The sequence below is a fragment of the Rhizobium brockwellii genome, from assembly GCF_000769405.2.
Classification (GTDB): domain Bacteria; phylum Pseudomonadota; class Alphaproteobacteria; order Rhizobiales; family Rhizobiaceae; genus Rhizobium; species Rhizobium brockwellii.
In genome coordinates this window covers 1,835,673-1,855,942 of sequence record NZ_CP053439.1, presented here as the reverse complement: position 1 = coordinate 1,855,942, position 20,270 = coordinate 1,835,673, and the positions used below count along the sequence as shown (strand labels likewise).

The following is a 20,270-nucleotide window of genomic DNA, read 5'->3' as shown; positions in this document are numbered from 1 at the left end:
TCGCATCTCGTCGGCAGCAATGCTGGCGCTCCGCTCTGGAGCGCCAGGAGAGGTCTGCAGGCGCTGGTTATTGTTCCAGCTCGAAAGCGTCCTGGATCATCTGGGCGCCGTCCTTGGAATTCATCTGCCCGGAGACGATTTCCACCGACACGTCGTTGACGACACGGCCGACTGCCGCACCGAGATCCTGGTCGAAATAGTTCTGATGCCAGGTCGAACCGGCCAGCTGTTTGGCCGATTCGGCCAGCAGCGGGTTGGTGACGCCGTCACCGGCGCCGACGGCAACGGGCAGAAGCATGCCGGCCTTGGCCATCGCCTGCTCATTGTCGGCATTCGTCAGGAAGGCGAGGAAATCGAGCGCTTCCTTGGATGCCTTCTTGGTAACGGCCCAGCCGTTCAGACCACCAAGCGTATCGGTCGGCTTGCCGGCGCCGCCATCGACCGCCGGGAAGGCGAAACGGCCGATATTTTCGGGTGCGAGTCCCTTGCCGTCGCCGGCATTCTTGCGCTGGTTGGCCTCGGTATTTTCAAAGCCGAGGATGATCGCGGCCTTGCCGTCGCCGAAAACGCCGAGCGCCTGCGGCCAGGTCGAGCCGAGATAGCCGGGCTGGAACGGTTCGAGCTTTCCGAGTTCGGCGAGATCGTCGCCGGCCTTGATGATCGCGGGATCGAGGAAACCTTCGCCCTGGCCGGTCTTTGCCGCTTCGAAGACCTTCTGTCCGCCTTCGCGCATGACGAGATAGCTCCAATAGAAGTGGATCGGCCATTTCTCACCGCCGCCGCCGGCGATCGGCACGATGCCGGCTGCCTTGATCTTCTTCACGGTACCCAGAAAATCAGCCCAGTTCTTGATGTCCTCGGCCTTCACACCGGCCTTGGCAAACAGCGCCTTGTTGTAGAAAAAGCTGACCAGACCGACCTTATAGGGAATAGCCCAGGTCTTTCCCTCGAATGTCAGGCCGCTGACCGAAGCCGGGCTATAGGCGCCGCGCAGTTTGCCGCCATCGGCATCCAGCGCCGGCGTCACATCCTGGAGCGCGCCGGTCTCGGACTGCTGCTTCAAGACGCCGCCGCCCCAGCTGAAAAAGAAATCCGGCACGTCGTTAGATTGCAGCAATGTCGGAAGCTTGGCCTTGAAGGCCTCGTTTTCGAGAAACTGCATCTGGATATCGACGTCGGGATGCTGGGCTTCGTATTTCTTGACGATGTCTTCCCAGGCCGCGACATATTTCGGGTCGAGCTCGAGATGCAGCCACTTGACCACCGTCGTTGCCGAAGCGGCACCTGCCCCAGCCAGCAACATGCCGGCGGCCGCGGCCATGGATGCGATACGCCTGCCGCCAAAAGCGGCGCTCTTGAACCTAAAAGTCATGATTTCTCCTCCGAGGGGGCTATCCTCACAATTTTTCCCCTATGCGGATTAATTCAACGGAGCTTTGGTATATTGTCAACCCAATGCCTCTATTTTTATCAAATGCGCTTGACATGACCACTGAATTCCCTGCTATTTATTTCGTAACCCGTTAAAAATATTTGGGTTCCGCCCCAACGAAACGCTCGCCTGGCTAGTTCCCATGAAGACCGCAGATCCAGAATTAATGCGCGCGATCAATCGCTTGAACGTGCTCGATACCGTCAGGCGCCATGGCCCGATCTCGCGGATAGAGATCAGCGAGCGTACCGAACTCTCCACCACGACCGTTTCAGCAATCACCGCTTCGTTGCTCGACGACGGGCTGATCCTGCCGCGTCACGAAGGCGATATCCGCAACGAGGCGGTGCGCGGACGGCCGCGGGTGATGCTGGAGCTCAATCCGGATGCTGCCCGCGTGGTCGGCGCCAAGATCGCCGCCAACAGGATGGTCTTCGTCGTCACCAATTTCCGCGGCGACGTGCTGTCGAAGCTCGCCTTGCCGATCCGCATCGACCGGCAGCCGATCGGCGTCATCGCCGATCTCGTCGAGGATGGGGTCAGGCGTTGCGTTGTCGATGCCGGGCTTTCGCTGGAGGATGTCGACAGCGTCTGCCTCGGCTTTCCCGGCGTCATCGAGCACCGCACCGGCTACATCAGAAGCAGCCCGATCTTTCGCGACACCAATGTCGATTTCGCCGCCGAGATGTCGACGCGGCTGGCAACGCCGACCATTGTCGAAAGCGACGCCCACGCTATTACGCTTGGCCATCACTGGTTCGGAAAGGCCCGCGATCTCGAAGATATGGTGCTGATTTCGCTGGAGCAGACGCTCGGGCTGGGTGTCCTGCACGGCAACAGCCTGTTTCGCGGCGCCGGCGGCCTCAGCCACAATCTCGGCGACCTCGTGCTCGGCATGGGACCGAACGGCGTCGTCCGGCTTTTCAGCCAGGCCGGCGAAAGCGCGATCCTCGGAGAACAACAGGCTGATGGGCGTTTTGCCGAGGCCATCCGCCTCGGGCGAGGCATGAACCATGCCCAGGCGCTGATCAAGGCCGATGACGACCGGCTGATCAGTGCCGCCATCCGCGCCGGCGAAGCGGTCGGTTTGACCATTGCCAATATCGTCACGCTGTTTGCGCCGCCGCGGGTCATTCTTGTGGGGTCGAGCCTGGCGCTCGGCGAACCCTTTCTCAACAGCCTGCGCGATGCTTATGCGCTCGCCATTCCGCCGTCACTGCGCGGCGTGAGCGAACTCGTCTTCGACGATTCGACCGACGATTTCTGGGCTCAGGGTGCCGCTGCGGTGGCGCTCTACGAACTCTACGAATCGCCCTGGAGCACGACAGGGCCGGCGCTCTGACGGGCGGCACAATTAAAATCAATGGCACGATCAATGGAGGAATTCATGGACAAGGTCGGTATCGGCATCATCGGATGCGGCAATATTTCGGGCGCCTATCTCACGGCGATGGCATCCTTTCCCATTCTCGACATTCGCGGCGTCGCCGATCTCAACCGGGAGCTGGCGGAAGCGAAGGCTGCGGAATTCAATGTTCCCGTCAAGACGGTCGAGGAGCTTTTCGCCGACCCTAAGGTCGAGATCATCGTCAATCTGACGATCCCCAAGGCCCATGTTGCCGTGGCGCTGCAGGCGCTAGAGGCCGGCAAGCATACCTACTCGGAAAAGCCGCTCGGGATTAATTTCGCGGAAGGGAAAAAATTGGCGGAAGCCGCCAAGGCGAGGAATCTCCGCATCGGCGCTGCCCCCGACACCTTCCTCGGCGGCGGCCACCAGACGGCGCGTGCCTTGATCGACCATGGCGTCATCGGCCAGCCGGTCGGCGGCTCGGCGACCTTCATGTGCCCGGGCCATGAGCGCTGGCATCCGAACCCGGCCTTCTATTATGAAGTCGGCGGCGGGCCGATGCTCGATATGGGTCCCTATTACATCACCGATCTCGTCAATCTTCTCGGGCCGGTTTCTCAAGTTGCGGGTTTTGCAACGACGCCGCGCGCGGAACGGCTGATCACCAGCGAACCGCGAAACGGCGAACGCATTCCCGTGCATGTGCCGACCCATGTCACCGGCATGATGGCCTTTGCCAACGGCGCCGTCGTCCAGATCGCCATGAGCTTCGATGTCGCCGGCCACAAGCATGTGCCGCTGGAAGTCTACGGAACCGAGGGCACGCTGATCGTTCCCGATCCGAACAAGTTCGCCGGCCCGGTGGAATATCTGAAGAAGGGCGGTTCGTTCGAGGACCAGCCGGTCACGTCACCCTATGCCGACGGCAATTATCGCTCGCTCGGCGTTGCCGACATGGCGCATGCGATCCGCTCCAACCGGCCGCACCGCGCCAATGGCGATCTGGCGCTACATGTGCTCGAAGTCATGGAAGCGTTCCACACCGCTGCCGCGACCGGCCGGACGGTCGCGATCACCACGGCAACGGAGCGCCCTGCCCCGCTGTCCGATTCCATCGTCGACGGACGGCTGGCGAAATAAGTTTCAGGAGGAAAGACTATGCGTGAAGCACTAATCGTTTGGGGCGGCTGGAGCGGGCATGAACCGCAGGAGTGCGCCGAAATCATCAAGACTATGCTGGAGGAAGACGGCTTCAAGGTCTATCTCGAACACGGCACCGAGGCCCTTGCCGACCCTTCCGTCCATGATCTCAGCCTTGTCGTGCCGATCATGACGATGTCGAAGATCGAGAAGGAGGAGGTCAAGAACCTCGCCACGGCGATCGAAAGCGGCGTCGGCATCGCCGGCTATCACGGCGGCGCGGGCGATGCCTTCCGCGACTCCGTCGACTACCAGTTCATCATCGGCGGCCAGTGGGTGGCTCATCCGGGCAACATCATCGACTACACCGTCAACATCACCCGGCCCGACGATCCGCTCATGGAAGGAATCGCCGATTTCCCTTATACGTCAGAGCAATATTACATGCATGTCGACCCCTCGAACGAGGTTCTGGCGACGACGAAATTCACCGGCGATCACGCCTACTGGATCGACGGCGTCGTCATGCCTGTTGTCTGGAAGCGGAAATACGGCAAGGGCCGCGTCTTCTATTCCTCGCTCGGCCATCAGGCCAAGGAATTCGACGTTCCCCAGATGAAAACCATCTTCCGCCGCGGCGCCAACTGGGCTGCGCGGTAAGGCCTAGACGTGGCCCCTCACCCTAACTCAATCCAGTTCGTGCGGTGGCTGCCCCTCACCCTAACCTTGCCGGGGTCGAGCCACTGGTCTCGACCCGTCCTGCGGACCCCCGTAAACGGGGCGAGGGGACGTGCCCTGCGAGAGGCCAGTGGGGAACGGAGAGGTCACGACATGTCCCCTTCTCCCCGCCTGCGGGGAGAAGGTGGCGGCAGCCGGATGAGGGGCAGGCGGCGATCTCATGGAGCGAAGCCGACCGACCTCAGGATCAGATGATCAACGCCGTGCCGTAGAGCCCCAATGCAAACACCGTATGAGCCAGCAGATTGAAGCACCGAACCTTGTTCGGGGTCGGGTGTTTGGAAGCGGCCCAGCCGATGCCGAGGCCGGGCTGCAGCAGGAACCACCCTGCCCCGACGGTGACGATGCCGAAGATCCAGGCGGGAAGAAATGTCGGTGCCACCAGCCAGGGCGAGCCCATGATGATGGCGAAGATCACCCCATAGAGGATGCCGACGGCGTAATGGCTGATCCAGCCGAGCGCCAGTTCATGAGCGTAAGGCTCGGCGTCGGCAATGCTGTCGTGAAAGACCTTGCCGCGGCGAAGGTGCCAGAACCAGCGTCCCACAGGAGCCCAGTTGGGCGCCGACTGGCCGAACTGGGTGAGCAGGATCGCCCAGAGGTCCATGAGGATGGTTGCGCCGGCGCCGATCACCAGGCCGCGCCACAGAATATCGAACATTGGGAATCACCGGAAAACGTTGCGATTGCAGGACGCTACAAAATCATCGCAGAGGCGCCGGCGCAATGGCTGCGGTGAATTCACCCGCCATATTCCGGAGTGATTCAGTGGCTAATCCGCCTGCGGTCCGCCCTCGCCCTCAGTTTCTCCTGCACCATTGCCGATATCGCCACTGATATCCTCCGCAAACTTCCGCATGAGCCGCACGAGTTCATTGAAGTCGTGTTCCTCCCAGCTCTCGAAGATGGCGCAGCCCATCCGCTCGCGGGCGACGTCGATGCGATCGGTCATTGCCTTGCCCTTCGAGCTGATGACCGCCTCGCGCACGCGGCGGTCGGCGGCATTGCCGCGGCGCTCCACCAGATCGAGGCTTTCGAGCTTGGCGACCTGGCGGCTGACGGTGGTGTAGTCGCGGCCGGCGCGGTCGGCGAGTTCGACCACCCCGATGGGACCGAGCCGTTCTATCGTGACGAGCAGCGGAAACAGCGCGCGATCGAGCGAAATCCCCGCCTCGCGGACCATCTGCTCGTCACGCTGCGGGCGGTTCATGACGCTGACGATCTCGATCAAGGCCCCATGCAGTTCGCGCAGTTTTGCGGATATATGTGTATTTTGCACATTCTTTGTTGACGCCATGCCGATTCTCCTGTTATGTGCATAATACACATATGGAGAAATCAATGACAGAGAATTCCACAGTCGACGTGCTGATATCGGGCGCCGGGGCTGCCGGCCTGACGCTGGCAATCGAGTTGGCGCGGCGGGGCGTCTCCTTCCGCCTGATCGAAAAATTGAACGACCCGTTCCGCGGTTCCCGTGGCAAGGGTATTCAGCCGCGAAGCCAGGAGGTGTTCGAGGATCTCGGCATTCTCGACCGGATCGTCGCGCTGGGCGGCGCCTATCCCCGGCAGCGGGAATATCGCGACGACGGCAGCTTCAGCGAATCCGACGCCGTGGTAGGTGGGGAGCCGACGCCGGCCGAGCCTTATCATCTTCCCCTGATGGTGCCGCAGTTCCTGACCGAGGGGGTGATGCGCGAGCGCCTGCTCGAGCTGGGGCACCGGCCCGAATTCGCCAGCGAACTCATCGGCTTCGAACAGGATGAGGCGGGCGTGACTGCGCGGCTTAAAGGCACATCCGGCGAAGAGACCGTCCGCGTGCGCTGGCTCGTCGGCGCCGATGGCGGCCGCAGCTTCGTGCGCCATGCGCTCGATATCGGCTTTCCCGGCAAGACGCTCGGCGTGCGCGCCGTCGTCGCTGATGTCATTCTGACCGGATTGGACCGCGACGCTTGGCATCGCTTCGGCGATGGCGACATGCAGCGACAGACCGCCATTTGCCCGCTGGCGGGAACGGATCTGTTCCAGATCCAGGGACCCATCCCGCTCGAAGGCGAAGTCGATCTCTCCGCGGCAGGCTTGACTGCGCTGGTGAAGGAGCGCAGCGGCCGCGACGACATCGAGGTCCAATCGGTCTCCTGGGCGTCAGCCTTCCACATGAACGCCCGGCTTGCCGATCGCTACCGGCTCGGCCGCGTGTTCCTGGCCGGCGATGCCGCCCATACGCATCCGCCGACCGGCGGACAGGGTCTGAATACCAGCGTTCAGGATGCCTATAATCTCGGATGGAAACTGGCCGCAGTCACTGCCGGCGCTCCCGACGCGCTGCTCGACAGCTATGAGGAAGAGCGTCGTCCAGTCGCCGCCGCCGTGCTCGGGCTGGCGACCAATCTTCTCGACGCCATGAAGCGAGGCGATATGCGGCGCGGCCGCGAGGTCCATCAACTCGATATCGGCTATGCCTCCTCCTTCGCGCTGGAAAAGCCGGAGCGGAGCGCCGGCCTGCTTGCGGGCGACCGTGCGCCCGATGCGCCGCTTAGAGGTGTCGCCGGCCAGCCGACGCGTCTGTTCGAACTGTTCAAGGGGCCGCACTGGACGCTGCTGGGCTATGAGGCCGAGCAAGCTGCCGTGCCGTCGCGCCCGGGCCTGCATATCCACTGGATCGGCCGGCGCGGAGATGTGATCGACGAAGGCGGGCATTTCCATGATGCCTACGGTCTGGCATCGGGCGACTGGGTGCTCGTGCGTCCGGACGGCTATGTCGGCGCTATCATTGCGTCTGCTCACGCCTGGGCTCTGGAAGCCTATCTCGCAAATGTCGGCCTTGCTGCATAAGCGGCAACGCAAAGCACCACCGCGCGCCGGAGCCAATCGCCACTGCGAGTAGGTCACTTTCGTTGTCAGCCGCCGCACAAGGCCCAAGAGAGCCTCATCCTGACGTGCGTTGGCCATAGGCCGAAGCCTCGAAGGACGAGGCGGGTGTTCGGCGCCAGATGTGAGATGACAAGAAGCAGCCCAGCGACAGATCCGTCGAGGCTCCGCCCGATGGGCTATGCACAAGGATGAGGAGCATTGAAGGATGCCGCACTATAGACCAGGCAGCATCGATCTTTCAGAGAGCATCCCGCTCGTATCGCGGCGCCCACCCGCGGGCCATCCCGCGGCTCATCACGCTTTCCGCCAGCGCCAGTTGCTGGCGGAGATGTTTGCAGTCATCAAGCAGCGAGCGTATCGCCGCCTTGGCATTGTCGTCATGCCAGGCAAGCACGGCTTCGACTTCCCAAGCTTGATCGGGCCAAGCTTGATCGGGCCAGGCTTGATCGAGCCCAGCTTGTTCGGGGCGTGCCCGATGGGGTTCCAAGGCTTTTGCCGGCTGCATCAGTTCAGCGCCAACGGCAATTGAACCGGGCGCGGCAAGGGCGGCAGCGGCCGGCTGAGTTCGACCTTTCTCTGCCAGGCGGCACGCCGCTGTTGATCCCGCTCGCGGGCTGCGCGGGAGGCTTCGACAAGCGCGAGGGCGTTGGCGATCACCTGTTCCGTATGCGTCATGATCATCTCCAATGTTCCTGTTTTGTTCTATTTTAGAACTTCGGCAGGAAAAGTCAAGCGTCGGGACGATCTGGCTTTGAGGAATAAGTGTGGAAGCGCGGAGAGTATTCAGTCCGCCGCTTCTATGACGGCGATGCCAGCCTCCTGTGCCGCCCTGATGAAGGCCGCCCGCACATGTTCCGGTGGGAGATCGCCGATAATCGCATCCAGGCACGACTTGACGGCCTCGAAATACTCTTCGCCGTCGTCTACCGGCCAGTCGCGCAGGAGCGTGCGCGCGGCGTCCCACACAGAGTTAACAACTGCATAATGGCCGAGCCCCATTGAGGCCAAGCCAACCGGTCGAAAATGTGCCGTCTGTCTCACTTTGCTACAGCTTTTTCCAATTTCGGTGGAGCTAATGGGTACGATGCAATTTGCGTGCCGTTGGCAGGTCGCTTCACCAGCCGAAGACTGGCTTCACGGGATTGGATGCTCGCAGTGTAGACGTTCCTCTTCCTCCCCTCCAGACCCCCTGCAGCCGGTGCGTTTGAGAACATATAGCTTGAAGTGGAGTCCTGCGATCAGTCTTTAAGCGACTGATTATGGTAAATATCGGGCCTCCCATCCCACGCCTGCTGGTTAAAACGCAGTCTTTCCTTTTATACTCTATAGGGATTACAGCAACTCATATGCTTTTCTCGAAGCAAGAACCTCTCTAACCATTCATGGATTGTGCCAAAGGTGGACGGCGTTTCATCCGGGTCGTACAATGCGATCTATCCTGCACGCGGCGGATCTGGGAGGAGCGCGCGATGCCTATTTTCATGGACCGGCACTTTCTTGAGGGAACGTCAGCGGCTGACGTTGCTCAGGCGCATCGCATGGATCTCGACATTCAGGACAAGTACGGCGTCAAGTTCCTGACCTATTGGTTCGACCAGCGGCGCGGGACCGCATTTTGCCTCGTGGATGCGCCGGATGCAGAAACCGCGCAATGTGTGCATCGTGAAGCGCACGGCTTCGTCGCCGGTGAGATCGTCGAGGTTGCCTTGTCGGCGGTTGAGGCTTTTCTTGGCCGAATTCACGATCCTGAGCCGGCGCCTGGTCAGTCGTTCAGCGACGTCGATCCCGGTCATCGGGCAATCCTCTTTACCGACATCGTCGGATCGACAGCGATGACATCGCGCCTCGGCGACCGCATTGCGACCGAAATGGTCAGGGCCCATGACGCTGTCGTGCGCCGATGCCTCAGCCAGAATTCAGGCCGAGAAGTGAAACACACCGGCGATGGCATCATGGCGGCATTCGCCGCGACAACGGCAGCCGTCGAATGCGCCATGGCGATCCAGCAGGAATTTCAGCGTTACAACGGCGGAAACACCGAGCCTATCCATATCCGCATCGGAGTGGATTGCGGCGAACCGGTCGAGGACAGCAACGACCTCTTCGGCTCGACCGTGCAGCTTGCCGCACGTCTCTGCGCGGCAGCCTCCAGCGACCAGATCCTGGTCTCAGAGAATATTTTTCGGGAATACGGTGCTGCCGATCTCTTCACTCACGCAACGCGCCGACGGTTCAAGGGGTTCTCGAAGCCCATGCTGGTCTTCCGATGCGATTGGGCCGATGCCGGCGTAAACTAAGATCTGCTAAATCCGACACCCGAATAGCCGACTGCCTCTTGCCAGGGCTTGCCGCGGCGCTTTGCGGCCAAGAAATAGGCGATCATCGGATCAGCAGATATCGAAACCAGAACGCGCCGCAACTAATGTGACGGCGCGCCCTCCCTGCCATGCAGACGGTCCCCAACAGGCCTATAATCTGACTATGCATTACCAATTTGATGATTCATCAGTCCGTCGAATTTGGGGCCACCCTCGACCTTCGCCAGCACGCCGGCCATCTTCAGGAACCGTCGGAAATTCTCGCGCGCAGCGCTCAACGGGAAACGCCCGTTGGCCGTATCCCTGCACGCCTTCAACAGCGTGTCATATGCCAAACCCCGTTTGTCCTCCGGCCACCCGTCCAGAACATCGAAGATTTCATCGAGGCACGTGACCTCATCGATGAAATGTTGGCGATGAAGCAGAATCGGATCAAACCGAGTTGACGACATAGTATCCTCCCATTTATATTACTTTTTATGGTGTAATTTTACTCAAAAACCGCAATCTATTCAAGTCAAAATCGCGTCAGCTTGACTATTAACGTCGCTCAACTACTTCCATAACGACAGAATAGCCCGGCCAGGTTAGACTTAATCGTATTTGATCATCGGTTGAGGGTCGGCGTATCACGATTATAGATTGATTGATCAATCGTGGGAATGTTTCGGTTCTGGTGAGCATGATCTAGCAGGCCAGAAGTTTTCGTATATTCTCGTGTGGGCATGGTAGATTGCCACCATGACAACCTTGCGAAGAGACGTTCAGATGAGCCGATTTTTTCCATTGGTAGCGGGAGTGCTGATCTCTGTGTCCGCATTGACGTCTTCCTGCACGTCGCCTGCAAGGCAGGATCACCAGGATTTTCAATATCAGCGGAATACATCGGTAAACCCGGCATGCGCAGATGGGTTCAGACCCAGCAATGCTCGCTCGTGCAGCTATTGAAAGGTTTAGAGCCGTAAATTGGGCAGCATGCTGCAGCAATTGGACTGGTTGGGAACTCCAAGCCCTGCCTCACCGTTAAGTGATCGGGTCACAATGGCCCGACACTAACTGGAGAACGGTTTCCCATGAACAATTTGATCTGGCTTGTCGGCGCTGTCGTTATCGTGCTCGCGATTTTGAGTTTCTTCGGCTTCCGCTGATTGCGAACGTGCTGATGGAATGTGGCGAATGAACCGCACCTTCCCTTCCCGGCGATCGGATGGACGATAAATTCATCCGCGCCGATGGATCGATAGGGATTGGGAGCGCCTCCAACCGCGAAAGCCTTAAACGGCTTAAAAGCCTTCGATCACCTCTCGCAAAGCTTCACGAGGTTCTTCTCGAGGCTTCGGCGCAGTGCGTCGGTAATCTCGGTCTGTAGTCCTTTGACAACATCGCCGAAGCGACCGCCAGTCTTTACGATCTCGATCGAACTCTCGGCGGTCTTGCATGTCGCAAGGTCGACCTGCAGATGGACTTCAGCGGTCGCCGAGAACCCGCCTTTGACGAGAGCTTCGTCCGATGTCTTGCAGGCCAGCGTGCCTCGGGCACGGGCCTCCGCGACGTCGCCATTCACCGATACCTGGAGGTTTTCGATCTTCACTGAATCGAGCTTGTCGACGCCTACCTGCACGGTGATCCCAAAACTCGAGACCTTCGCCTTGAGCGACCTGCAAGGTTGGGCGTCTCCGATGGCCCGCTCCAGCGCATTCGCTGCTTGCGCCTGTGAGAAGGTGAGTGGTTGCAGGACAAGAGCGCCTACCGCGCATAGGCCCAGCCAATTTCGCATCTCTTTCTCCGTTCCGTAAGTCCGCTGGCCAGTCCACGGACGCCCCCGCATCATAAGTGTGGAACAGGCCATCGGCAAAGCAATGCCGGTCGCCGCCGCACACTCGGCACCTGAGCGACTCCTTTGCTATCGCATTTGCCATTTTTGAGCAGCGTCGGGTCGATTCGAGATCGACCGCCATGTCCTCGACTATCCGCAGAATGACGTGTGAACAGCGCGAAAAGTGGATGATCACCCCCTCGGTCTTCCTTTACAATCAGTCGTTTCGGCCTCTCAAGCCAATGCATGGGAAAATCGATGGATCGTCTCGTTGGTGCAGATGAAGCGACGCAATCGGAGAAGCGGGCTGAGAAAGCGGATTGGCCGGATGGCCTGGCGCGGGATGTTACGGCCATCAAGGTCGGCGACTGTCTGCTCGGTTACAAGGCCGTCCAGCGCCGTGTGCGGGCCAGCCGTTGGAACCATTTCCGCGGCCGGATGCGCGAGATCGAAAAATTGATCCGGCATCGCCATGGAGACATCGTGCCCGAGGCTGATGACGCATTGATCTATGTCGAGGTGATCGCCGGCCTCGCCTTGGTCGAATTCAAGGAAGAGTTCGTCGAGGTGGTCCTCGGCTGGGGGGCGCGATGGCTTCCCTGGGCTGGGAAAGCCGACATTGAGGAGATCATCTACGAGCGGACGAAAGTGCGCTTTTCTCCGTTGTCCGCCGACGCGCTCGGCCACGCTCTGCACTTAAGCTACGCAGAACGGAGCGCCCTCGATATCCGCACCATCGGTGCATTCGATGTGCCGAAGCGGAAAAGGGCAAAACTTCAAAAGGAAAAGCGGCGCCAGCGGGACCGAGCTCGAAAAGAGGAGCAGCGCCGTGCCGCCGGCGCCCTTTCCAGAGCCGACTATCTCGCTAATTCTTTCAGCCAAGCACGCCCCTGGGAGGCTTTCGGCATCAGCCGCCGGACGTGGGAACGCCGCGGCAAGCCGATACCGGATGCCGCGACGATATCGGATTGCGATCCGATCTCGCTCGCCGCTTAGGTCAAAGCTTTCTCGGCTTTTAGCCGAGTGGTCCGAACCAGCTATTCATCGCCTCTTGCAGACCATCCTGCGTCCTGTCGCCCACCCACGCCACATATCCATCGGGCCGGATCAACACTGCCGTCGGCGCGGAGACCAAGCCCAGCGCAGGCAGTTCCCATGCGCCGTCATATCCGGCGTCGACCAACTTGATGCGGTCCGACCACGCCGCCATGTCGAAGCTGCCGGGCGCGTCGAGGTTCAGGAACACGGGCCGCGCATCCTGGAGCAGCGTAAAGAGACGCTGAGGACCCTCGGGCGTGGTGAGATCGAGGTCCGGCATGCGGCGGCCGAGCAGCGGATGCCCGTCGCCGAGATCGTAACGGATACCAAGTCCGGACATTTCGGCCGCGATGTGTTTGCGCGGCTCCGCCATGCCAAGCAGTTCCGTCACAATATCACGCAAGGCTTCGGTGCGATCGTCGGTCCGCTGCAATGCCACCTGCGCCATCGTCATGCGCAACACGCGGGCGGCAACCGGATGCCGTTCGGCATGATAGGTGTCGAGCAAGGCTTCAGGCGACGTGCCTTTCACCACCTGGGCCAATTTCCAACCGAGATTGACGGCATCCTGCACACCGGTATTCAGGCCCTGCCCGCCGACCGGAGAATGCACATGGGCGGCATCGCCGGCGAGGAATACCCGGCCCTTGCGGTAGGCCGCTGCCTGCCTGGACATGTCGGTGAACCTGGAAATCCAGTTGACGTGATGGATGCCGTAATCGGTTCCGAATGCGGCAATGAGCGCTTCTTTGAGATCACTGAGCGTCGGTTCGGTCGTGGCGCCGGCATTCTTCTCCGGCACCATCAGGCCGATCGGACCCTCTTTGGCAAAGACGATCTTGCCGTATTGGATTTCATACTCCTCCCTGCCGAAGGCATAGATACCGAGGGCCGTGCGATGGATGCCCAATGGCGGCTCCTCTTCCATCTCCACCTCGGCGAGAATGTTGCCAGTCGTCGGATCCCATCCTGGAAACTCAATGCCGGCAGCCTTGCGAACCAGACTGCGGCCGCCATCGCAGCCGACGACATAGCGCGCCCTGAGCGAGACGCCATCGGAGAGTGCGATGGTGACGCCGGTATCGTCCTGCGCGAAACCCGTTACCTCAAGGCTGCGATAGATCGGCACCGCCAACTCGCCGACCCAGCCGGCCAGAATGCGCTCGATATGCTTCTGCCGCAGCGCCAGCCCGTAATTGTGCCGGGTGGGAAAATCGCTGATATCCAGACGCGTGACCGCAAACCCCGTGACCTGGGCTACCTGCCCTTCCGCGAGGAATCGGTCGACGATGCCGCGCTGATCGAGAACCTCGAGCGTGCGTGCGCTCAGTCCGCCGGCCCGCGTACCGGCAAGCCCCTGGTCAGGGCGGCGCTCGACAATGGCGACGTCGACGCCCGCCAAGGCCAGCTCGCCGGCCAGCATCAGGCCCGTCGGCCCTGCCCCTGATATCACGACCGCATGTTCCCTCATCCGCAAACTCCCTTATTTCAATTGTTCCAACGCAATATCTCTGGGTTCCAGAAACCTGGCCCCACTGCTTTTTCCCATCCAATCGGCCCATCCAATCGGCCCTGCGCAGATACCGATTTTCTCTGTCGCAGGTTGTTCTCCCTATAAATGTAAGCTCCATACTGGTTGGAAGGACTTGCGACAGGATTTCAGGCTTGCTCTCCAAAGCCCTATTCGCCGCGACTTGCGGGTCTCTTGCTGTGGAGCCCAAGCTTTTCAATACGACCTGACCGGGTGGGCGCCGAATGTGGCAGGCGCCGTCCGGGGTCGTTCCTCTCGAAGGGATCAATCAATTACTCGGAAAGACGTATCTCACTGCGGAGCTGGAGCTTTTTGCGGAATCGTCTCGGCCGCTGGTCGCTCGGACGGATCGGCGGGATGGCCATAGATTGTGTAGGCGGCGCCTGCCAGCACCCCGAGGACGAGAAGAGCGAGCACGTACAACATCATTCCGCGGATGGCCGTCTTCGGTGTCTTGTCCATCAGGGATCTCCAGCATTGCTCAGCGGTCAAATTCCATGCAAGCGCTTCTGGTTCCGACGCGGAGGTTGTTCAAGCAAGCAGTCACTCAAGGAACGATCAGCATCGGCGGACTTGTTTTTCTCTTTGCCTCGGCGCTTGGTCGAAGACCGAGTAATCCACATCAAATGACGCAAGGCGGCACCACGCTGGAACCACGGCGCCAAGGCCTCAGATTCCTCGAGATATCGCAAACTGGCAGCCGCTGGCCGTTATCGCAATCGGCGCACTTCTATTGGCTTTTGGTGGATCTTCGTGACATCGCGCAGTCTTGACGGCGTTAGATCCGTCGACAGCAAAAACCCGGCTTTCACCGGGCTTTTGTTCAGGCACTACCAAGTCTGGCGACCGCTCCAGTCATCGATGTCTCGTTTGATGCGGTCCTTTTCGATGCCATAACGCTCCTGGATCTTGCCCTCCAGCTGGTCGCGCTTGCCGGCGATCTGGTCAAGATCATCGTCGGTGAGTTTGCCCCACTGCTCCTTGATCTTGCCCTTCGCCTGCTTCCAGTTTCCTTCGATGCGATTCCAATCCATGGTCGATTTCTCCTGTTGATGATGAGGAGAAAACGGATCGCAATGGAAGTTGGTTCCTATGTCTCAGCGGATTTCCGCGAAGCTCAATTCCTGCGGCAAAGACGCAAGGCGCTGCCCATGTCAAATATCCACACCCCAATGAAGAAAATCATAAATAATTCGTGAAGAACGAATAGATGTATAAAATATTTTTTATGTATGAAGCAAATATTCCCCTGTTCTTGTGTTATACTGTTCCACGGGGAGAAGAGCAATGGCACTCGATGTATTCGTGAACCTCTACAATTTAGGTGGCCTGGACGCGCTTAACGTTTCTCTGCGAAGCCTGCCGGATGACGAAAGGCTTGGCGCTTTACTCTCACTTGAGAAGATAGGGTATGAAGTGGTCTGGAATGCCCAGAGAAAGCCGGCTTCTGCCTATGTGTGGAGCGGGCCGAACGAGAACTAGTTGTCAGATGGGACAAAGACCCATCTCGAAAATAGACGCGAGACCTCACGACCTTGTGTCTCCCTTCATTCGCTTAAAAAGCAGATGTTCCACCCTCCTATCGATCCGAAGGAAGCGAGGGCGATCATGATCCGATCCCAGATAGCTGACGCACAAACCGTGTTGGGCGACGAAGAAGTTGCCCTCTGCCAGAGAGTATTCGACCGCATCAGTTCGGTGCGACGAATTACAACAGACACCGAGCGTGAAGATCTGGCTCAGCGGGTTATCCATTCGTACCAGCATGGGGTGAAGGACGAGGGCGCGTTACTGCGATTGCTGATCTAAGATCGCGGCGGCTCTCTTGAAGATTAGAAATGGTGAGAGCGTCGGGGTTCGAACCCGAGACCTACTGATTAAAAGTCAGTTGCTCTACCAGCTGAGCTACGCTCTCCCTCTCCGCGGGTGTGACCACCCCGGCCGGAAGTGGGCGGAACATAGGCAGGCGACCCATTGCGGTCAACCGAAAATTTGCCTTTTTCCGGCGGTCGGCACATTTCTTGCGCGCGCAAAGACAAATGTCCTGCGTGCAAAGGCATCTTGTCTTGCGTATGCGCAAAAAGGTGATTGGCAATCGCTTGGCTGCAAAGCTAGGAACATCACGCAGATTGCAGCCGGAGAGAATGCGTGTCGATTGCCGATATTTCCCTGTGGAGCGCGCTGATTGCCGGGGCGCTTTCCTTTCTGTCGCCCTGCGTGCTTCCCCTCGTCCCGCCCTATCTCTGCTATATGGCCGGCATTTCAGTCGAGCAGTTCCGCGGCGGCGGTGCGGTGACGGTGGCGCCCGACGTCAGGCGCGGCGTGTTTTTCTCCGCACTCTTCTTCACGCTCGGCTTTGCCACCGTCTTCGTGGCGCTCGGCGCCGGGGCTTCCAGCATCGGCATGGCGCTTCGCCAACATCTCGACCTCCTGTCGAAGATCGGCGGGCTGATCATCATTGTCATGGGGCTGAACTTCCTTGGCCTGTTTCGAATCGGGGTGCTGGCGCGTGAAGCGCGCTTCCAGGGCAGCGGCAAGCCGGCGACGCTGACGGGCGCCTATATCATGGGCCTTGCCTTCGCCTTCGGCTGGACGCCCTGCATCGGCCCGGTGCTCGGCGCCATCCTCGGCGTTGCCGCCTCGCGCGAGACGGTCGGCTCCGGCGCCGGGCTGCTCGCCATCTATTCGCTCGGCCTTGCCATCCCCTTCTGGATCGCCGCCGGCTTTTCCGGCGCCTTCATGCGCTTCCTGTCGCGCTTCCGCCGCCATCTCGGCACGGTGGAAAAAGTGATGGGTCTTTTCCTCGTGCTGACCGGCCTCGCCTTCCTGTTCGGATGGGTCAGCAATGTGGCGATCTGGTTCCAGCAAACCTTTCCGATCCTGATGCAGATCGGCTAGAACAGGATGATTTTAGGCCGGGTCGGCCTAAAATCTGAATCCTGTTCTACATCATATAGTTAGAGCATGATGTCATCCGAAAACCGCCCACACTTTTCGGCATCATGCTCTAGGGCTTGGGTTTCCAAGGCTGAGCAAATCAGATTCAAGACTGTCTTTTGGAGGCAGTCATGGGTGTTTTGGATCGTCTGATCCTTCGGGACGAGCAGTGGGAGCGGATATCGCATCACATCATTGGTGACGAGCGCACGCGCGGTTCGTCTGGCCGCGACAACCGCATGTTTGTGGAGGCGGTGCTTTGGATTGTGCGTACCGGCTCGCCCTGGCGTGACCTGCCGGAAGTGTTCGGGGAGTGGAACAGCGTCTTCCGCCGTTTCAGCCGTTGGAGCCGGAAGGGCATCTGGTGGCGCATGTTCGCCGCGATGTCAGACGATCCGGACTTCGAATACCTGATTGTTGATTCCACCATCATCCGCGCCCATCAGCACGCTGCCGGCGCAAAAAAGGGGCTGAAGATCAAGCCCTTGGCCGTTCTCGCGGCGGCCTAAGCACCAAAATCCACATGGCTGTGCGTGGTCTCGGCTGCCCGGTCCGCTTCAGGCTGACCGCAGGCCAGAAGGGCGATGCGCCGCAAGCCGATGCCCTGATTGAGGGCCTGCCCGCCGACATCGTCATGGCAGACACCGCTTATGACAGCGATCGCCTGCGCAATGCCATCGCTGATAAAGGCGCAGTCGCGGTGATCCCCAACAATCCTTCCCGCGCACAAAAATACCCGCTGGACAAGCATCTCTATGCCCAGCGCCACCTGATCGAATGCTGCTTCTCGAGACTTAAGCAGTTCCGAAGGGTCGCTACTCGCTTCGAAAAAACTGCCGAAAACTACCTCGCAATCATCACTATCGCCGCAATCGTTCTATGGATCAGATAACTGTCCACACCTCCTAGGCCACCGGTTGCCGATGTTCCAGGCCATTCAGCAGGTGCGTGGGCTCCTCCACCTCCTCCCGCGCCGTCGCTCGTCGTGTGCAGGAACCGACCGGCAATGCGGCTTTTTGCGGGGCGTATCGGGAAAAACATCCCACGTTGCGGGATAGCCCATTGGTCAAGGGTCAGCACTCGCAGAATATCTGGCATCCGCACGCCGACGCTGCCATAAATGAGCTTCATCGGGGGAGGCATCGTGATGCAGAAGAATGCGCCGGACTTCAGCCTTGAGGGCAAAGTGACTTTGGTGACGGGAGCGAGCCGTGGCATCGGTCGAGCTTGCGCACTTGCCTGTGCCGCGGCAGGTTCCGATATTGTTTTGGGAGTCCGCGATGTCGCAGCATCGGCGGGCCTGGTTGCCGAACTCGAGGGCGCGGGACGAAAAGTTCTGCCCGTTGAACTGGACATTCCCAACAAGGCCCATATCGCGCAAGCCGTCGACGCGGCGCTTGCGACGTTCGGTCGGATCGACATCCTCGTCAACAATGTCGGCGTGGCTCCGGGCAATCTCGCGGAACTCGTCGAGGAGAAGGATCTCGACGAGATTCTCGATGTCAACATCAAGGGCACCTTTCTTATGACGCAGGCTGTGGGCCGGCACATGATCAAGCGCAATGGTGGCCGGATCATCAACATCAGCTCACAGGCCGGTACCGTGGCACTGCGCGGCGAGGCAATTTATTGCATGAGCAAGGCGGCCATCAATCACCTCACGCGCTGCCTTGCAGCCGAATGGGCACGCTACGATGTCACGGTAAATACCGTATCGCCGACGTTCATTCACACCGATGGCACAGCACCTTTTCTATCCGATGCCGACAATCGCGAAGCGACGCTTGGTCACATTCCACTCGGCCGGATCGGCGAAACCGATGATGTGGTGGGTGCCGTAGTCTTCCTTGCATCACCGGCTGCGAGCCTGATCACCGGCGCGAACCTGCTGGTGGACGGTGGATGGTCCGTCGCCTGAGGCGAGGCGCAACCTGCAGCGCAAATCTTATCCAGACGAGAACAACGATTCCCCCTGAAGGATCTCTTCGGCGACTTGCGGACGCCAATGAGGGATCTACATTCCCTGGATGAAAACCTTCGAATCCGACAACGGCTCTCGGCAGAATACGCTTCGTCAGGTGCTGCGAAAGCTCGACAGGGCCGACGGCAGGCGGGCGGTCGCCATTCGGCTGGTATTTGCTGCCATTGACGTCGCCATTCTCGCCTTCTTCCTGCTCGGCCCGTACCTGCGATCCGGTCCTTCCTATCTGATTATCGACTATGCGATAGCAGTGTGGATCGCCGCCGAGATGGTCGGCCGGGCGGTCGCCGCATCCTCTGTGCGCGAGTGGATTCGGCGACCGATGACCTGGATCGACTTCGTGGTGCTGGCCACGCTGTTGCTGCCGGACCTGCTCTTCAATTTCGCTTTCCTGCGGATCATGCGGTTCTGGGCGATCGGCACCAGTCCGCTGCTCAAGGACTTGCTACGCAAGGCCGGCTATTTATACCTTCTCGACGTTGTGCGGGCGGTGATCAATCTCCTTGTGTTCCTCTTCATGGCAACCGGGTTCGTCTATACGTCCTTCTTCTACAACAGGGAGGGAAGCGAAGGGTTCGTCGATGCGCTGTACTTCACAGTCGCGACGGTGACGACGACGGGATTCGGAGACATTACGCTTCCGGGAACGCTGGGCAAGCTCACTTCCGTTGTGACGATGATCGTCGGCATTTCCCTATTCGTCAGGCTTGCTCAGGCCGTGGTCCGCCCTCACAAAGTGACCTATTCCTGCCACCGATGCGGCCTTCAGCGTCATGACGCCGACGCCGTTCATTGCAAGGCGTGCGGAGACGTCTTGAACATACCGGACGAGGGATCGTGACCGTCGGTCCTGGCGATTTTTGCAACGCTCCCGGACGAGGTTTCGTATCATTGCTACGTCTTCGGGTTGGAGCGCAGCAGCCCCGCAGATGTTGTTGTGCCAGATCATTGATTTGCGCGCCTCGGCGCACCGTTTCAAATCGGCTCAGTCGGATTGCAGCCCGCCCATGCCGGGGAGCACGCCGCCGCCGACTTAACGGTCGAGGATCCGACTGACTGAACGGGTACCCAGACGCGGGCTGGCACGACGGGTTGTCTGACCGATACCAAGGCACCG

Annotated in this window: 23 protein-coding genes, 1 tRNA gene and 1 pseudogene; 13 read left to right on the top strand and 12 right to left on the bottom strand. The window is 59.8% G+C overall.

Features of this window, described 5'->3' with window-relative positions:
- Positions 1–67 precede the first annotated feature (67 nt).
- A complete protein-coding gene (locus RLCC275e_RS09430; RefSeq protein WP_033182587.1) occupies positions 68–1,372 on the bottom strand; it encodes an ABC transporter substrate-binding protein in 1,305 nt (434 codons plus the stop codon).
- 202 nt (positions 1,373–1,574) lie between these two features.
- Between RLCC275e_RS09430 and RLCC275e_RS09425 the strand changes: the two genes are divergently transcribed.
- Genes RLCC275e_RS09425 through RLCC275e_RS09415 form a run of 3 tightly spaced genes read left to right on the top strand, consistent with a single transcriptional unit; the run spans position 1,575 to position 4,580 of the window.
- Positions 1,575–2,774 (top strand): ROK family transcriptional regulator, encoded by a 1,200-nt coding sequence (locus RLCC275e_RS09425; protein ID WP_003559245.1) that lies wholly within the window; start codon positions 1,575–1,577, stop codon positions 2,772–2,774.
- Between the two features lie 45 nt (positions 2,775–2,819).
- Positions 2,820–3,920 carry a Gfo/Idh/MocA family protein gene (locus RLCC275e_RS09420; protein ID WP_033182586.1) on the top strand — a complete coding sequence of 367 codons (1,101 nt, stop codon included), beginning with the start codon at positions 2,820–2,822 and terminating at the stop codon, positions 3,918–3,920.
- 18 nt (positions 3,921–3,938) lie between these two features.
- Positions 3,939–4,580, top strand: coding sequence for a ThuA domain-containing protein (locus RLCC275e_RS09415; protein ID WP_033182585.1), 642 nt, complete (start codon positions 3,939–3,941; stop codon positions 4,578–4,580).
- Between the two features lie 265 nt (positions 4,581–4,845).
- Here the strand turns inward: RLCC275e_RS09415 and RLCC275e_RS09410 are convergent, their stop codons facing one another.
- Together RLCC275e_RS09410 and RLCC275e_RS09405 are read right to left on the bottom strand one after the other, a co-directional pair.
- A complete protein-coding gene (locus RLCC275e_RS09410; RefSeq protein ID WP_033182584.1) occupies positions 4,846–5,319 on the bottom strand; it encodes a DUF2938 domain-containing protein in 474 nt (157 codons plus the stop codon).
- A 111-nt stretch (positions 5,320–5,430) separates the two neighbouring features.
- A complete protein-coding gene (locus RLCC275e_RS09405; RefSeq protein ID WP_033182583.1) occupies positions 5,431–5,955 on the bottom strand; it encodes a MarR family winged helix-turn-helix transcriptional regulator in 525 nt (174 codons plus the stop codon).
- 44 nt (positions 5,956–5,999) lie between these two features.
- Between RLCC275e_RS09405 and RLCC275e_RS09400 the strand changes: the two genes are divergently transcribed.
- Positions 6,000–7,493, top strand: a complete 1,494-nt coding sequence (locus tag RLCC275e_RS09400) for an FAD-dependent oxidoreductase (protein ID WP_033182582.1) — start codon at positions 6,000–6,002, stop codon at positions 7,491–7,493.
- Between the two features lie 277 nt (positions 7,494–7,770).
- On the opposite strand, the gene RLCC275e_RS09395 is transcribed toward RLCC275e_RS09400, so the two are convergent.
- The 3 genes from RLCC275e_RS09395 to RLCC275e_RS09385 form a co-directional block, all read right to left on the bottom strand.
- A complete protein-coding gene (locus tag RLCC275e_RS09395; RefSeq protein ID WP_033182581.1) occupies positions 7,771–8,037 on the bottom strand; it encodes a hypothetical protein in 267 nt (88 codons plus the stop codon).
- Complete coding sequence (locus RLCC275e_RS09390) at positions 8,037–8,207, bottom strand: hypothetical protein (RefSeq protein WP_162039352.1); 171 nt, start codon at positions 8,205–8,207, stop codon at positions 8,037–8,039. Before RLCC275e_RS09390 ends, RLCC275e_RS09395 begins: the two co-directional genes overlap by 1 nt.
- Before the next feature lie 108 nt (positions 8,208–8,315).
- Positions 8,316–8,573, bottom strand: coding sequence for a DUF982 domain-containing protein (locus tag RLCC275e_RS09385; RefSeq protein ID WP_003559229.1), 258 nt, complete (start codon positions 8,571–8,573; stop codon positions 8,316–8,318).
- Between the two features lie 428 nt (positions 8,574–9,001).
- On the opposite strand from RLCC275e_RS09385, the gene RLCC275e_RS09380 reads away from it, so the two are divergent.
- Positions 9,002–9,829, top strand: a complete 828-nt coding sequence (locus RLCC275e_RS09380; protein WP_033182580.1) for a nickel-binding protein — start codon at positions 9,002–9,004, stop codon at positions 9,827–9,829.
- A 182-nt stretch (positions 9,830–10,011) separates the two neighbouring features.
- Here the strand turns inward: RLCC275e_RS09380 and RLCC275e_RS09375 are convergent, their stop codons facing one another.
- The gene (locus RLCC275e_RS09375) at positions 10,012–10,302 is read right to left on the bottom strand and encodes a DUF982 domain-containing protein (RefSeq protein WP_011651894.1); all 291 of its coding nucleotides are present in this window, start codon (positions 10,300–10,302) and stop codon (positions 10,012–10,014) included.
- A gap of 845 nt (positions 10,303–11,147) precedes the next feature.
- On the bottom strand, positions 11,148–11,627 hold the full coding sequence (locus RLCC275e_RS09370) for an LBP/BPI/CETP family protein (RefSeq protein ID WP_033182579.1): 480 nt from the start codon (positions 11,625–11,627) through the stop codon (positions 11,148–11,150).
- A gap of 297 nt (positions 11,628–11,924) precedes the next feature.
- On the opposite strand from RLCC275e_RS09370, the gene RLCC275e_RS09365 reads away from it, so the two are divergent.
- Entirely contained in the window at positions 11,925–12,662 is a 738-nt protein-coding gene (locus tag RLCC275e_RS09365) for a hypothetical protein (protein ID WP_033182578.1), read from the top strand.
- Positions 12,663–12,681: 19 nt separating this feature from the next.
- Here RLCC275e_RS09365 and RLCC275e_RS09360 read toward each other — a convergent pair whose 3' ends face one another.
- Together RLCC275e_RS09360 and RLCC275e_RS09355 are read right to left on the bottom strand one after the other, a co-directional pair.
- Positions 12,682–14,175, bottom strand: a complete 1,494-nt coding sequence (locus tag RLCC275e_RS09360; protein WP_033182577.1) for an FAD-dependent monooxygenase — start codon at positions 14,173–14,175, stop codon at positions 12,682–12,684.
- Between the two features lie 351 nt (positions 14,176–14,526).
- Positions 14,527–14,697: a hypothetical protein gene (locus RLCC275e_RS09355; protein WP_012757375.1), complete on the bottom strand. Its 171-nt coding sequence runs from the start codon at positions 14,695–14,697 to the stop codon at positions 14,527–14,529.
- Between the two features lie 95 nt (positions 14,698–14,792).
- On the opposite strand from RLCC275e_RS09355, the pseudogene RLCC275e_RS34230 reads away from it, so the two are divergent.
- A pseudogene (locus RLCC275e_RS34230) lies at positions 14,793–14,992 on the top strand (hypothetical protein).
- Positions 14,993–15,065: 73 nt separating this feature from the next.
- Here the strand turns inward: RLCC275e_RS34230 and RLCC275e_RS09350 are convergent.
- Entirely contained in the window at positions 15,066–15,269 is a 204-nt protein-coding gene (locus RLCC275e_RS09350; protein ID WP_003559213.1) for a CsbD family protein, read from the bottom strand.
- A 253-nt stretch (positions 15,270–15,522) separates the two neighbouring features.
- Here RLCC275e_RS09350 and RLCC275e_RS09345 point away from each other — a divergent pair, with 253 nt between their 5' ends.
- Positions 15,523–15,717, top strand: coding sequence for a hypothetical protein (locus RLCC275e_RS09345; RefSeq protein ID WP_033182576.1), 195 nt, complete (start codon positions 15,523–15,525; stop codon positions 15,715–15,717).
- Positions 15,718–15,843: 126 nt separating this feature from the next.
- On the top strand, positions 15,844–16,044 hold the full coding sequence (locus tag RLCC275e_RS09340; RefSeq protein WP_033182767.1) for a hypothetical protein: 201 nt from the start codon (positions 15,844–15,846) through the stop codon (positions 16,042–16,044).
- A 30-nt stretch (positions 16,045–16,074) separates the two neighbouring features.
- On the opposite strand, the gene RLCC275e_RS09335 is transcribed toward RLCC275e_RS09340, so the two are convergent.
- Positions 16,075–16,150 (bottom strand) — tRNA-Lys (locus tag RLCC275e_RS09335).
- A gap of 233 nt (positions 16,151–16,383) precedes the next feature.
- Here RLCC275e_RS09335 and RLCC275e_RS09330 point away from each other — a divergent pair.
- The 4 genes from RLCC275e_RS09330 (at position 16,384) to RLCC275e_RS09315 (ending at position 19,994) form a co-directional block, all read left to right on the top strand.
- Positions 16,384–17,133 (top strand): cytochrome c biogenesis CcdA family protein, encoded by a 750-nt coding sequence (locus RLCC275e_RS09330; protein ID WP_033182575.1) that lies wholly within the window; start codon positions 16,384–16,386, stop codon positions 17,131–17,133.
- Positions 17,134–17,303: 170 nt separating this feature from the next.
- A protein-coding gene (locus RLCC275e_RS09325) for an IS5 family transposase (protein WP_130707605.1) occupies positions 17,304–18,064 on the top strand; the annotation gives its coding sequence in 2 pieces (ribosomal slippage) (positions 17,304–17,631 and positions 17,631–18,064; 762 coding nt in all).
- A 255-nt stretch (positions 18,065–18,319) separates the two neighbouring features.
- Positions 18,320–19,090 (top strand): SDR family NAD(P)-dependent oxidoreductase, encoded by a 771-nt coding sequence (locus RLCC275e_RS09320; protein WP_033182766.1) that lies wholly within the window; start codon positions 18,320–18,322, stop codon positions 19,088–19,090.
- Between the two features lie 109 nt (positions 19,091–19,199).
- Positions 19,200–19,994: a potassium channel family protein gene (locus RLCC275e_RS09315; protein WP_033182572.1), complete on the top strand. Its 795-nt coding sequence runs from the start codon at positions 19,200–19,202 to the stop codon at positions 19,992–19,994.
- Positions 19,995–20,270: the final 276 nt, after the last annotated feature.